Below are 13909 nucleotides of genomic sequence, written 5' to 3'. Positions count from 1 at the left end.
CGAGATCGACGCCCGCTGCCGATCGGGCTTGCGGAGTTCTCAACCGAGTTCAACACCGATTGGGAGCGGTCATGGCCGCCTCCATGGTGATGACGGTCCCGATCGCCCTCCTGTTCCTCTTCTTCCGGGCGGGCTGACGGCAGGAGCGACCAAGGGGTAAATTGATCTTCCCATCAGAGTGAGGACGATGCACTTTCGGTTGGCTGGACTTCAGCCGAAAGCGCTTCTCCGATCGCGTAGAAATGGCCGCCTGCGACGTGGTGCAGACTGCGCCACTCAGGGCCGGCCGTTTCAAAGTGCCAATGCCCATTGCGGAACACACGATCGTCGGCCCAGGCCGCGGTCACCTCACCGATAAACAGGTCGTAGGCATCCTGGTTATGAGGCTCATTGATCAGCTTGCAGGCGAGCCAGGCCGAGCAACCTTCCACGAAGGGCAGGTCCTGTCCCGGCATATCGAAAATCGACACGCCCGACGTCCGCAGCTTGTCCGGCTCTTTATACAAGGTGCGGTTCCCGACTTCGCGTGTCAGCGAGAGCTGGGCGACCGTTGGTACTTGGATTACGAAGCGTCCGGTCGCCTCGATCAGCGTGCGTGTTTGAGCAATCTTGTCGACGACGACGCTGAGCTTCGGCGGATCGATGTCGAGACCACAGCACCATGCGGCAGCCATGGCATTGTCGACACCGTCATGGCGCGCCGACACCAGGACCGTTGGGCCATGGTTGATCAGGCGAAAGGCCTTTTTGAGTTCAACGGCTTTCATATGCTCGTTCATTCGAAGCCCACGAAGATGAAATCACAATTCCCCACCCTTTCTTTGCGCGTGAGACAAAGAAAGATGATGCGAAACGATGTGGTTCCTGGTGACGGCGGACGCGCCGCGAAACCGAAGGCATTCCGCAACTCAGTCGTTATCGTGCCGGTCACGCCGGTGAGCAAGTGAAATGATCGAGCTGTAGGCCAGTTCACGCGGAAGGCGCGAAAGCGTATCGCGATCTCGCAGATCGGCTTGTTACGCTTTAAGTCCTTGTTTGACGTATGTCGTTATTGCAAAATCGCCGCCCGCAACATGCTCTAACGTTTCAGGTCATAGGCTTGATGAGATGCGCGAAGCTCTGCCAAGGTCTTGCCGACGCAGCTGCCGCCCTCCGCGCCGCCGGTTGCCTTCGCGTGGCCGTCCAGGGTGATCGTCCCTGCCATCCGTTCAGATGCCACATAAGTCGCGACACCGTCCGGGGAGATACGCGATATATAGAAGGCGTGATAGGTTTCTTTGTGCTTGCACTGGATGAGCAATGGAAATTGATCGAACGGATCTTCCTGCGCCTCGATCGTGGTGAGTGGAAGCCCGACCAGCGAGACCAGGCCTGCAAGGAGCGTTTTGGCCAATCCGTTTGATCTTCGGCCGGATGTGTACTTCATTGCTCAATCCCTCCTTTTGCAAGATCAACTGGTCCGAAATCGCTGCCGCTAGATCGCCATTGCGATGAGTGCATCGCGGTCAACAAGGCGAACAATGCGTTGCAGTTTGCCGTTCAGGCACAGGATGCGTTTTTTGCGAAGTTTCGTGAAGCAGCGGGCGACGGTTTCGACCGTCAGTCCGAGATAATCGGCGATATCGCTGCGCGACATCATCATATCGAATTCGCAATCTGCCGGATGACGATCGGCCATTTCGTAGACAAAGGCGGCGACGCGCTTCAATGCGCTTTGCTCGGTAATGACGAGCTGTTTGTGCTGTGCCTTTGCGAGGTTCGTCAGGGCAATGTGGAGAAGGTCTACGGGAATGACTGCGTTTTGATTGGCACGAAAGGGCTTGATGCAGGTTTCGCAGACGGTCTCTGCAAAATCGGTTCGCACAGTGCCTGTTTCGAGTCCGAACCATTCACCCTTGCCGCAAAAAGACAGAATATACCGCTGCCCGCTTGCCGTGAGGCGGTATATCCGCACCGCGCCCGATTCGACCTGGTAGATCGTAAGAGCGTGTTCGCCTTCGCTATAGATCGTCTCGTCGGCCTTGAGACGGATCGATTGATCCTTCGCCGTTCTGGCAGCACTACCATAGCGGTGGCCTGTAACTGTCGTGTGCTTTACGATCGTCTGGTTTTGAAGCATGTGTGCCGTCCCCATCCGCATCGCAGCATAAGCAATCGCTGCCCGCCCGGGTATTCGAGATACTCCTTACGTATTGTTACGGAAGCCCGCGACCACCGACAGGTGTATAAAGCTGTTCCCCTTGATGAGAGCGATACGAAAATATCGTGGGAGGTATCGATGGCATCGGAAGAGGGAGGGGACAACCGCGCACTTCAAGACCCGGCAAGCGTGCGTGCGCAACTTGACCTGATACTCGCCAGTCCGGAGTTCCTTGCCCCTGAGCGAGGGCGCCGCTTCCTGCAGTATATTGTTGAAGAGACGCTTGAAGGGCGCAGCGAACAGCTAAAGGCCTATACGATTGCACAGGCTGTTTTTGGACGCGATTCATCCTTCGACGCACAGAATGATCCGGTTGTCCGCATCGAAGCGGGGCGGATCCGTCGCGCGCTCGAACGATACTACCTCGTCAGCGGACATGGTGACCGGATCCGGATTACCGTCCCCAAAGGAGGCTATGCGCCGCAGTTTTCCAGTGGGGAAGACAGTTCGAATCTAGGCGAGGTTTCCGCCCCGCAGAAYCGCGAGAATAAGCGGCCGCCTCTCGGTCAGGAGCGGCGGGTGAGCTATCGAGATTTCCTGTTGCCGATCGGCGTCCCTGCGTTGTTTGGGGCAATGGCAATACTCGCCCTTGTCCGTCCGCTCGAAGCCTATCTTTCCCCACCAAGAACGTTACCGGCCCCTGCCACATCAACGTTGAAGAGCAAGACCAGGATTGTTGTCGAACCCTTCGTCGCCCTCGGCGGCACGGCGCAGGGAGCCGATTTCGTAAAGGGATTGGCTGATCAGCTGATTGCAAAGCTGATGAGGGTAGAGAACCTTATCGTGTTTGCCCCTGGCCGGTCGGGAACGGAAATCCCCGGCTCGCTTTTCAACCTGCAGGGAAGTGCGACCGTCGAGGGCATGATCCTTCATCTGCATGTCCGCATGATAAATGACGCCGACGGCACGGTTATCTGGGCAAATCAATATGATCGAGACTTGCGCGGTCAGACAATTCTTGATGTTGAGGACGAGATCGCTGCACAGATCGCTATGGAGATTTCGAACAGCCGCAAACTGAACGGCGCAGGCGCCGATCCATAGCTGCCTTACCTTGCAGATACGGCGTCAATGACCAATCCCGAGGCGCGCAGCCCGTTCAGGAACCGCTCCTGGTCCTCCAGCCGTTGCAGGCGGAACGAGACCTCCCGGCGGATATTCGTCATCAAAGCCGGCGCGTGGATATTGAGCCAGTCCTGTTCCTGCATGGCTTCATCCGTCTTTCCGGCTGCTCCGAGAATGGATAGCAGCACAAGGCGATGCATGGGATTATCGTCGAGGTCGGACCTTCGCGACCACTGCTCGGCTTCTTCGATATCTCCTTTCATGAACGCGCACAAAGCCATGCCGACCTCGTAATAACCTCGGGTGCCAACACCCTTGTTGAGGGCGATCGACAGCAACTCGCAGCCCGATTGCCATTTCCCCGACATTGCCAGTCGAAGACCGTATTCGCCTGCAACTTCCACATCGTCAGGGTCTGCAGCATAGGCTGCGGTGCCTGCCTTCAGGGCCTTGTCGATATCTCCGCTGAAAAAGCTCACCAGCATCTGCGCTTGAAGCACGCGGGAGTTGCCTGGCGCGAGCGACGTTGCTCGCTCCACAGCAGCGCTCGCCAGTGCGAGAGGCTGGATCGACGATGATGTGCCGAGCGTGTGGCGGAATCTGAGTTCGTCGAGATAGACCATGGACAGCAGCGCCCAGGACACCGCGTTATCGGGGAAACGCTGGGTCGCCTGTTGCAGGCATTCGCGTGCTGAACTGTGACTTTGCGCAGTCATGGTCTGACGATAGCTGGAATAGGCGAGCGTACAGGCATAGGCACTCCGGTCTCCCGTCTGTGCCGGTCGCGCTATCATATCCGCGTCGGTTTGAAAGATGGCACCATAAGGCTGTGCGATCGCATTGGCGACTTGCCGGGCGACATTGCCTTGAATCGCAAGCTTGTTCTGATCTTGAAGATCCGCATCGAAATTGTTGGCCCAGATGACGGCTCCATCCAGTTGGCGCACCAGCCTGGCAACAGCACGCAGCCTGCTTCCATCGAACTGGACATTGCCCTGGAGCGCGTAGTCGGCCTCGGCGGCGTGCTCACCACGCAGCGGATCGGCGACCACGACGATGTCATCGAACTGGGCAAGTTGTCCGATAATGTCGTCCCTGAGACCAAGCGCAATATCCGAGCCGGCGTCAACGGGGCTGCTTTCGGCAAAAAATTCGACAAGCACCCTTGGCTCAGCTGGGGCCAGCGGCAATACTGCGGTCGGAGCATCACGCAAAGACAATGCGGACGCCAGAGCGAGGAGAAGAAGAGCGAGGACGACGGCCAGCGCAGTTCCGAGACCAGGAAGGGTGACTAACCCCGGACGACGTGTTTCCTGAAACGAGTGATTTTGATCTACGCACTCCGCATTCAGTACATTGTCGGGGATCTCGACGGGCGCCGTCAGGGCTGGCGCACCCCGCGCATATTCGAAATGCGGGACATATCCGCCTTTGGGCACAGTGATGACGACGTCGTCCCTCTGACCCGCGACGAGATAATAACGCTCGAGCGCCTTTCGTATTCGACCGGCCTCAATCCGGACAACCGGATCATTCTGCGGGTCGAACGAGGCTTCCCGGCCAAAAACCACATTTGCTATCGTAAATGCTTTCAGGAAATCCGATCGACCGGCTAGCGTCTCATTGACAACGAATTCCAGGAAATTTCGCCCACGCTTCGGCGCGTGGAATTCCTCGCTTGTGAGAATTCGTTCGACCTGCTGGCAAATCTCGTTAGCCGTCGGCCCAAGACTGCTGAAAGCATTCACACTTGCGCTTCTCATGATCGCCCCTACGACAAAGATGACGCAATTATTTAAGTTTCGTCTAACGCATATTAGCGTACGAGCCTGAGGTTGCAAGACTTGCTTTAGAATTGACGCATATACGTTGACCGGTCCCCGGCCTGCGCTTTCCTCGTGGTTTCAATCGATTGCGCTGCCGCCTCGATGGTCATGGCCAGACGCATGAGTTCTGCCAAATTGCGCGCGCCCATCTTCGCCATCACATTGGCGCGGTGGACCTCCACCGTGCGCGAACTGATACCCAGGTGATAAGCGATCATCTTGTTCTGTAAGCCATCGAGCACGCCGGAGAGGACCTGGTGTTCGCGGTCCGTGAGCTGGCGAAGTCGCGCAGCAACGCTTTCGCAATCGGCCACCGCGCTGCCGTGCCGCCCTTGTGCCATTGCTCCGTTGATGGCTGCGATCAGCGCCTCTTCCCGAACAGGCTTTTCCAGGAAATCGAATGCCCCCGCTTTCATCGCCTGAACGGCCGCAGCAATATCGCCCTGGCCGGTGATGACGATCGCCGGGACGTCCATGCCGAAACGGCGCAGGCGGTGAAGCAATTCGATGCCGTCGACATGTGGCATGCAAAGGTCCGTCACAAGACAACTTCTCCCCGAAAGGGGCAGGCGTTCCAGAAAGGCCTTTGCGCAGCTGTGCGCGCGGACCGCAAAACCTGCCGACACCAGCAAGAACGTCAAGGATCGTCTGAGCGACTCCTCGTCATCGACGAGATGGATCGTAAGGTCGTTCGCCATGGGCTTTTGTCTCCACTAGCGGAAGCGAAAACGAGAGGGTTGAGCCGCTCCCCATTCTGTTGCGCGCGATAATACAGCCGCCATGCGCTTCGATAATGCGCCTGGACAATGCCAGGCCCATACCGAGGCCTCGCGGCTTGCTGGTCACGAAGGGACGAAACAGCGTCTCTTCCATCTCGGCGGCAATCCCGCAACCGTTGTCAGACACTTCGACGACAAGATGAGATGAGTCGTCGCCTCTGCTGCGGATGACGATATAGGGTTGCTCGACACTGTCAGTCGCGTCCAGGGCATTGCGAAGAAGGTTCGTCAGCACCTGCACGATCTGGACGCGGTCGGCGAGGACGATGTCGCGTTCGGCCTCAAGCTGATACTCGATATGGACGTTATTCCGCGGTGACCCGGCGAGTGCGAGCGTCGCCGCCTCATGAATTAACGCGTGCATTGCTTCCAATTTTTTCTCGCAGGCACCGCGTCTCGCGAAATCTCTGATATTCTGGACGACCGTTCCTGCCCATAAGGCTTGCTGCGTAATTTCCGACAGAGCTTCGCGAAGCTCCTCGCCGTGACGGCGGCGATCTTTCATCATAAGCCTCCCGCAACCTTGTGAGTAGGCGGCGATCGAAGATAGCGGCTGGGAAAGTTCATGAGCCAGCGTCGATGTCATTTCCCCAAGCGTAACCACCCTTGCGAGACGGGCCAGCTCCCTCTGAAGCTCCTGAACCTGCTGCAATGTCTCGCGCTCGGCCCGGAAGTCCTCGAAGATCGCCACAGCGAAGGCCCCTTTTTCGCCCTGTTCCCTGATGATGGTCAGGACAGTTGGGAACTGAACGCCGTTCTTCGTGATTGCCAGACCGGCGCGTACTGCTCCCTGGCTTGCCCAGCGGCCACTGAGTTGAACATCTGGCGTCGAAGACCAGACGAAGTCGATCTGGCGGCCGAGCAACTCGCTTTCTTCGTAGCCGAACAGCGTCACCGCAGCCCTGTTGCAGGCCGAAATTCCGTGGCGGTCAGTTATGAAGAACACTGCATCCGGCATCCGTTCATAAAGTCGCCGGATCCACTCCAACCGTGGCCCGTTTTCTCCCTCGCACAAAGCGCGTGCCATTCGCGATTCCGTGAACGAAGTTCGTCCCGCGAGGTTTGAGACAGCGGGACCGTGTTCAGCAACTTGCGATGCCTCCACCTTGATGGACATGGTGTCTACTCCGCCCTTTGAGAAGTTATTCAGTCCCAGACAGCCTCTCCTTTCCCAACAATGACGCAAGTTTACCACCTTTGGACGGATGTTCGGTGTAGTATCGCGTAGACTCTATTGGTCTCTCCCCGCAGGATTGCCCGGCCGAAGGTCCGGTGCGCCACCGTTTCGGCTCGGCGTCATCTCTATTGATCCGGCTCAATGCTCTGCGCTCATTGTTCCGCTACTCTTCGGAGCCATGGGTACATCGCCATTTGAGGGATCAGGAAGATGAGGAAGTTTGCCCTTGCTATCGCAATTGCGACCGCAGCGTCGGTTGTGACGCCTGTCGACGCCCAACAGAACCGCAAGGAATTCCGGCGCATGAACTGGGCCGAAAACCTGCCGGAGCACATCAGAACCTATCACGACAAGCGGTTTTCAATCGTCAGTTTTCGAACTGCAGTTGAAGTCGGTGCAATGCCGAGGCCGGGCAGTGCTGAACATGTCAAGGAAATCCGGACGGCAATCCGTGCCAACCAGTGGCTCGTTCAGCAACTGAAGGCCAAGAAATTGACACCCAACCAGATCGAATGGGTGACACGCGCCCGAAACGGCAATCTGACGTTCTACATCGAATGAGTGGGCACGTAAGGCTCCCAAGAAAAAGCCTGCGCTATCGAGAATCCATCGAAAGGCAGGACATAGCGGAGGTCTTCGCGGCATCCGCGCGCTGGCAGGAAAACCCACGCCGGCCGAGTGACTGGCATGCCGAAACCATGGCCTCTTGTCCGGTCGACACTCGTGCATCGTCGGGGGAGGGATCGGTGATGTGGCGGTTGGTCATGGAAGCTCCGTTCGAAGAGGATATAGAACTCGCCGTCATCGACGACGAAGGTGTCCACGCCTTGGTATTCCCCTGCCAGCGTCTGCCTGGCGGATGGGCCAATGCGCTCACCGGCGAGACGCTGGACGTTCACCCGACCCATTGGCGTGCATGGCAGATGCAGCGATGCGACGCGTCCGATCTTCAGTGAAAGGAACTGCATCCTCAATAGGCCGGACGGTTCGGAAATTACAAATGCTGCACTGCACCTTGTCTGCAATCAATGACATCAGCGGGTCAGCCCAAATAGGCTGCCAACCAGGCTGAATGTGTTTAGAGCGGCGGCGCGGCCGCTACCCCGATGGCTGGAAGGAGGAGCGCATGCGTGGTTTCGGTGTTCACTCGGAAGTGGGAAAGCTGAGAACCGTCATGGTCTGCCGACCATCCCTGGCTCATCAGCGCCTGACGCCTGCAAACTGCCATGATCTGCTTTTCGACGACGTCCTGTGGGTGCATGAGGCACAGAAGGATCACTATGATTTTGTCCTCAAGATGCAGGAAAGAGGGGTCGAGGTTCTTGAGCTCCACGATCTGCTCGGCCAGACGCTCGCCAACAAGCAGGCGCGCGATTTCGTTTTGGATCGGCGCATCACGCCGAACGTGCTCGGCTCGCAGATCGCCGAGGCCATGCGTCCATGGCTTGACGAAATGCCGGCAAACCAGCTTGCCGCCTTTATGATCGGCGGCATCGCGATCTCCGACCTGCCCGATGTCAAGGCTAAGTCGCTGATGCTGAGCGCGCTGCCGGAAACAGATTTCGTCATCCCCCCGATCCCCAACACCCTATTCCAGCGCGATCCATCCTGCTGGATTTATGGCGGCGTGACCTGCAATCCGATGTTCTGGCCGGCAAGGCGCGCAGAGACATTGATCCAGCGCGCGATCTACAAGTTTCATCCGATCTTTCACGGTGGTGACTTCAAGATCTGGTGGGGCGATTCCGATACTCAGTTCGCCAATGCCTCGATGGAGGGCGGCGACGTCATGCCGATCGGCAACGGCACCGTTCTGATCGGCATGGGCGAGCGCACCACCTATCAGGCCGTTGGCCAGGTGGCACAGGCCCTGTTTAAGAACAAGGCCGCAAAGCGGGTGATCGGCTGCCTGATGCCGAAGAGCCGTGCAGCCATGCATCTCGATACGGTTTTCAGCTTTTGCGATMGTGACCTTGTCACGCTGTTTGCCGAAGTCGTCGACCAGATCCGCTGCTACAGCATGTATCCGGTGGATGACGACGGCACATTCGAGATCCATCCCGAAAATCAGCCGATGCTCGATGTCGTCAGCGAGGCGCTCGACCTGCCGCCGCTGCGCACCGTCGAGACCGGCGGCAATTTATATCAGGCCGAACGCGAGCAATGGGACGACGGCAACAATGTCGTCGCACTCGAACCAGGCGTCGTCGTCGCTTACGACCGCAACACCTATACCAATACGCTGCTGCGCAAGGCAGGCGTCGAGGTGATCACCATTCGCGGTTCCGAACTTGGCCGAGGCCGTGGCGGCGGGCATTGCATGACATGCCCCATCTGGCGCGACCCGGCTTACTGACGTTTCACCCACGAACCAGACCGACGGAGCAAGACCATGAGCTTCAATCTGCGCAATCGCTCGCTTCTGACCGTGCAGGATTATACGCCACGGGAATTCCGCTACCTTCTCGATCTCGCACGCGACCTGAAGCGGGCCAAATACGCCCGCACCGAACAGGAGCACCTGAAAGGCAAGGAAATCTGCCTGATCTTCGAGAAAACCTCGACGAGAACGAGATGCGCCTTCGAAGTTGCCTGCTCGGACCAGGGCGCCAACGTGACCTATCTCGATCCGTCCGGCTCGCAGATCGGACACAAGGAATCGTTCAAGGATACGGCGCGGGTGCTCGGCCGCATGTATGACGCAATCGAGTATCGCGGCTCCGCGCAAAAAGGCGTGGAGACGCTGGCCCGTTACGCCGGAGTGCCCGTTTATAACGGCCTGACGGACGAATATCATCCGACGCAGATGATTGCCGACGTCATGACCATGCGTGAGCATAGCGATAAGCCGATCACCCAGATCAAATATGCCTATGTCGGCGACACGCGCTCGAATATGGGGCACTCGCTGCTGATCGTCGGCTGCCTGCTCGGCATGGATGTGCGCATCTGCGGTCCGAGATCACTGTGGCCGTCGGATGAATATATGAACATCGCCAGGGATCTGCAGCAGGCCTCGGGCGCGCGGCTGCTGGTCACCGAAGATCCGAAGGAAGCGGTCAAGGATGTTGATTTCATCCACACGGATGTCTGGGTTTCGATGGGCGAGCCAAAAGATGTCTGGCGCGAACGCATCAAGCTGCTCACGCCCTATCAGGTCAATCAGGAGCTAATGAAAGCGACCGGCAATCCGCAGACCAAATTCATGCATTGCCTGCCKGCGTTCCACGACACTGAAACCGTGCTCGGCAAACAGATCGCCGAAGATTATGGCATGGAAAACGGCCTCGAAGTCACCGATGACGTCTTCGAATCCGAGGCCAATGTCGCTTTCGAGCAAGCGGAAAATCGCCTGCACACGATCAAGGCCCTGCTCGTCGCTACTTTGGGAGATTGACATGCGTGTGGTCATTGCGCTTGGCGGCAATGCGCTTCTCCGGCGCGGGGAGCCCATGACTGCCGATACCCAAAGGCGGAACGCGCGCGTCGCTGCTCAGGCCATTGCGCCATTGGCGGCCGAACATGAGATCGTCATCACGCACGGCAATGGGCCGCAGGTTGGGCTGCTCGCGCTCCAGGGAGCCGCTTACAAGCCGGAGGAGGCCTATCCGCTCGATGTTCTCGGCGCCGAAACCGAAGGCATGATCGGCTATATGCTGGAGCAGGAACTCGGCAATCTCCTGCCTTTCGAGCAGCCGCTGGCGACGCTTCTAACCATGGTGGAAGTCGATGCCGATGATCCTGGTTTCCAAAACCCGACCAAGTTCGTCGGTCCGGTCTACGAAAAGGCCGAGGCCGACCGGATCCGCACTGAAAAGGGCTGGGTCTTCAAGCAGGATGGCGAAAAATGGCGGCGCGTCGTCGCTTCGCCGGCACCGAAGCGCATCTTTGAAATTCGTCCAGTCCGCTGGCTCTTGGAAGAGCACACGATCGTCATCTGCGCAGGTGGAGGCGGTATTCCGACCATGTACGAAAAGGGTGCCGACCGAAAACTGATCGGCGTCGAAGCCGTCATCGATAAGGACCTCTGCTCGGAGCTTCTGGCGCGCGAGCTCTATGCAGATCTTTTGATCATGGCAACGGACGCCGAGGCCGTCTGCATCGACTGGGGCAAACCGTCCCAGAAGGCGATCCACCGCGCTCGTCCCGATGATTTCAGGCAGTTCTCATTTCCGGCCGGCTCGATGGGGCCGAAGGTGGATGCCGCCTGCCACTTCGCACGGGCAAACGGCAAGACGGCCGCCATCGGCTCGCTTGCCGATATTGCCGGAATGGTACGCGGCGAGCGCGGTACGATTATCAACGAAAGTTTTGATGGGCTGAGTTGGCACTGAACTTCTAAGGCAAACTTATCCTGAGACGGCCGGGTGCGTTGCTGCACCCGCTGCCGTCTGTTTGTTTGTGACTTCGACCGCGTTTCGCCTTTGCCAGACATAGACGGGAATTCCGAGCATCAGCAAAACGAGCCCATAAAGCACCGGCTCGGCGCCGGAGCCATACAGGGTGAAGATCGCAAAGACGAAGGCGATAAGCTCGATCGCACTCACCCGTGGCATCCGTCCCTGGGTCGCGCCGGCAACCAGGCTTCCGGCAAGCGCGCAGAAGGCATAGGGAACAACGGCCGCCATCGTGCTCAGCCCGACCATCAGCCGGTAAACCGCCGCAAAGCCTTCAGAGCCGAGAGCCTGGACGAGTACCAGCAGCGTTGCAAACAATGCCGAAACGACCATCCCCCATGCAGGTACGCCKCGCGAGGAGAGCCGTGCGAAAAGCGGCGGAAACAATCCGTCGCGCGCAGCGGCCATCGGCACCTGGCCCATCAACAGGGTCCAGCCGTTCAGGGCACCGATCGAGGAGAGCAGTACGGCGATCGAGATCGCCAGCTCTCCGGGGCGGCCCCACATGATTCCGGCGGCTTGCGAGAAGGGCGCGATTGAGTGAACCAGTTGCTCACGCGGCATGAGCCCCATGACGACAATGGTGCCGAGTACATAGAGGGTGGCGGCGATTGAGATCCCAAGGACGGTGGAGCGGGGAATGGTCCGCTCGGCGTTCTCGACATCGCCGGCGGGCACGGTCGCTGATTCCAAGCCCAGATAGGCGAACATAGTCAGCGGCGCCAACGTTGCGATCGACTGCAGCAGCGGCTGGCCACTCGGGTTGAACTCGGAAAAATGCGAAGTGTCGATGTAGAGAAGGCCGATAATGGCGACGGCGCCGAAGGGAAGCAGCTTGGCATAGGTCGTGACCTGCGCGAAGAGACCGGCCGCGTGAACGCCACGAAGATTGACCAGCACGATCGCCCAGATCACACCGAGCGTCAGAACGGTCGCGGTAAAGCGGTTGCTGAGGGCCGGAAAGAGGTCGACCATCACACCAGTAAAGGCAATGGCGATAACGGGCAGCGACGTCCAGATGGAAATCCAGTAGCCCCAGGCGATCAGAAAACCCGCGAAATCTCCATAGGCCAGCCTCGTATAGGCATAGGGCCCGCCGGTGACCGGTACGAGGCTCGCCAGGCGAGCGAAGGTGAGGCCGAGACAGATTGCGCCGGCGCCCATGATGATCCAGACGATGATTGCGAGGTTGCCGTAGGGCGCCACTGCGGCTGGTGAAAGATAGAAGCCGGATCCCACCATGTTTCCGACCACGATGGCGGTGCAGGCGGCAAGTCCGAGACTTTTGCCATTCGACGAGGTTGTCATAAGGTCCCTCCCGTGAGCCGGCTTCCGGGAGCCGATGGCTCTTCGGACTGCCTTCGAGCCGTGATTGTCGTTGCAAAAACGGACAGCCGCAATCCGGATCAATGCGTAGTCGCCAGGCCTCGTCTAGCCTTCCCGATTGTCGTAAAGCCTTTAGAATGACCGGTGCCGGAGTGGGGTGACGATGTTAAGCGAGCAGGGGTTTCTCAGGATCTCGATTGCAGCGACCGTGGTGGTCGCGACCCTCGGCGTGGTTTTCGGTATTCTTTCCGGCTCATTTTCCATTGCCTTCGATGGTGTTTATTCGCTGGCCGATGCGGCGATGACCGGACTTGCGCTGTGGGTTTCGAGCCTGATCCTGAAATCGACGCAGAGCGATGCCCAATCCGGCAGAATTCGAAACCGGTTCACGATGGGCTTCTGGCATCTGGAGCCGATCGTACTCATGCTCAATGGCTGCCTGCTGATGACGGTCGGCGTCTATGCGCTGATCAGCGCGATCATCAGCATTTTGAACGGCGGCCACGAACTCCGTTTCGGCATGGCCGTAGCCTATTCCACCGCGACGGTGCTCGTCTGTATGGTCATGGCTATCATGGGCATCAGGCTGAACCGCCGCATCAAATCCGATTTCATATCGCTCGACATCAAGGCCTGGATCATGTCGGGCGGAATCGCACTTGCATTGCTCATCGCTTTTCTCATCGGCATGGCCGTGCAGGCGACGCCGGTTGCATGGGTCGCAAGCTATATGGACCCCGCGGTCCTAGCACTCGTCTGCCTCGTCATGATCCCGCTTCCGATCACCACCGTATGGAAGGCGCTGAGCGAAGTCCTGTTGATTGCCCCTGTCGATTTGCAAAACCATGTCGATCGCATTGCATCGGAAACTGTCCGCCGCCTCGGCTTCCTCTCTCACCGCGCCTATGTTGCCCAGGTCGGCCGCGCCAAGCAGATTGAGCTCTACTTCATCGTACCCGAAGGACTTCCCCCAAAGACTTTGGAGGAGTGGGATGCGTTGCGCGACGAGATTGGGAATGCGATCGGCGACGAGAGTGCCAATCGCTGGCTGACGATTGCCTTCACCACCGACACAGAATGGGCGGAGTAACGTCAGCTGGAAGCATCCGGGCCGTCTCCACTGCCTAAATGCTTTGCGT

At 58.4% G+C, this 13909-nt stretch carries 14 protein-coding genes; 7 read left to right on the top strand and 7 right to left on the bottom strand.

What is annotated here, in order from left to right; all coding sequences use genetic code 11:
• Positions 1-173 precede the first annotated feature (173 nt).
• From AC1DNW_RS15575 to AC1DNW_RS15565, 3 genes are all read right to left on the bottom strand, one after another.
• Positions 174-767, bottom strand: a complete 594-nt coding sequence (locus AC1DNW_RS15575) for a flavin reductase family protein (protein WP_477853419.1) — start codon at positions 765-767, stop codon at positions 174-176.
• A 311-nt stretch (positions 768-1078) separates the two neighbouring features.
• On the bottom strand, positions 1079-1426 hold the full coding sequence (locus AC1DNW_RS15570) for a hypothetical protein (protein ID WP_477853417.1): 348 nt from the start codon (positions 1424-1426) through the stop codon (positions 1079-1081).
• 48 nt (positions 1427-1474) lie between these two features.
• On the bottom strand, positions 1475-2119 hold the full coding sequence (locus tag AC1DNW_RS15565; RefSeq protein ID WP_477853415.1) for a helix-turn-helix domain-containing protein: 645 nt from the start codon (positions 2117-2119) through the stop codon (positions 1475-1477).
• Between the two features lie 159 nt (positions 2120-2278).
• Between AC1DNW_RS15565 and AC1DNW_RS15560 the strand changes: the two genes are divergently transcribed.
• Positions 2279-3244, top strand: coding sequence for a hypothetical protein (locus AC1DNW_RS15560; protein WP_477853413.1), 966 nt, complete (start codon positions 2279-2281; stop codon positions 3242-3244).
• A 5-nt stretch (positions 3245-3249) separates the two neighbouring features.
• On the opposite strand, the gene AC1DNW_RS15555 is transcribed toward AC1DNW_RS15560, so the two are convergent.
• The 3 genes from AC1DNW_RS15555 to AC1DNW_RS15545 all read right to left on the bottom strand — a co-directional run bounded on the left by AC1DNW_RS15555 (position 3250) and on the right by AC1DNW_RS15545 (position 6987).
• Entirely contained in the window at positions 3250-5028 is a 1779-nt protein-coding gene (locus AC1DNW_RS15555; protein WP_477853614.1) for a hypothetical protein, read from the bottom strand.
• A gap of 86 nt (positions 5029-5114) precedes the next feature.
• Positions 5115-5789: a response regulator gene (locus AC1DNW_RS15550; protein WP_113296474.1), complete on the bottom strand. Its 675-nt coding sequence runs from the start codon at positions 5787-5789 to the stop codon at positions 5115-5117.
• Entirely contained in the window at positions 5755-6987 is a 1233-nt protein-coding gene (locus tag AC1DNW_RS15545) for a sensor histidine kinase (protein ID WP_477853411.1), read from the bottom strand. Before AC1DNW_RS15545 ends, AC1DNW_RS15550 begins: the two co-directional genes overlap by 35 nt.
• A 270-nt stretch (positions 6988-7257) precedes the next feature.
• On the opposite strand from AC1DNW_RS15545, the gene AC1DNW_RS15540 reads away from it, so the two are divergent.
• From AC1DNW_RS15540 to arcC, 5 genes are all read left to right on the top strand, one after another.
• A complete protein-coding gene (locus tag AC1DNW_RS15540; protein ID WP_113307611.1) occupies positions 7258-7608 on the top strand; it encodes a hypothetical protein in 351 nt (116 codons plus the stop codon).
• Positions 7609-7796: 188 nt separating this feature from the next.
• On the top strand, positions 7797-8003 hold the full coding sequence (locus AC1DNW_RS15535) for a hypothetical protein (protein ID WP_113307612.1): 207 nt from the start codon (positions 7797-7799) through the stop codon (positions 8001-8003).
• A 170-nt stretch (positions 8004-8173) separates the two neighbouring features.
• Positions 8174-9403, top strand: a complete 1230-nt coding sequence (arcA, locus tag AC1DNW_RS15530; protein ID WP_477853409.1) for an arginine deiminase — start codon at positions 8174-8176, stop codon at positions 9401-9403.
• Between the two features lie 36 nt (positions 9404-9439).
• Positions 9440-10444, top strand: a complete 1005-nt coding sequence (locus tag AC1DNW_RS15525) for an ornithine carbamoyltransferase (RefSeq protein WP_477853408.1) — start codon at positions 9440-9442, stop codon at positions 10442-10444.
• Between the two features lies 1 nt (position 10445).
• A complete protein-coding gene (arcC, locus tag AC1DNW_RS15520; protein WP_113510025.1) occupies positions 10446-11381 on the top strand; it encodes a carbamate kinase in 936 nt (311 codons plus the stop codon).
• Between the two features lie 15 nt (positions 11382-11396).
• Here arcC and AC1DNW_RS15515 read toward each other — a convergent pair whose 3' ends face one another.
• Positions 11397-12752: an amino acid permease gene (locus AC1DNW_RS15515; protein WP_113307616.1), complete on the bottom strand. Its 1356-nt coding sequence runs from the start codon at positions 12750-12752 to the stop codon at positions 11397-11399.
• 181 nt (positions 12753-12933) lie between these two features.
• Between AC1DNW_RS15515 and AC1DNW_RS15510 the strand changes: the two genes are divergently transcribed.
• Positions 12934-13860 (top strand): cation diffusion facilitator family transporter, encoded by a 927-nt coding sequence (locus tag AC1DNW_RS15510; protein ID WP_477853407.1) that lies wholly within the window; start codon positions 12934-12936, stop codon positions 13858-13860.
• Positions 13861-13909 lie beyond the last annotated feature (49 nt).

Source organism: Rhizobium sp. 05L429 (assembly GCF_056397645.1).
The sequence above is the reverse complement of the archived record's forward strand: the minus strand, read 5'-3'. Positions and strand labels throughout refer to the sequence as shown.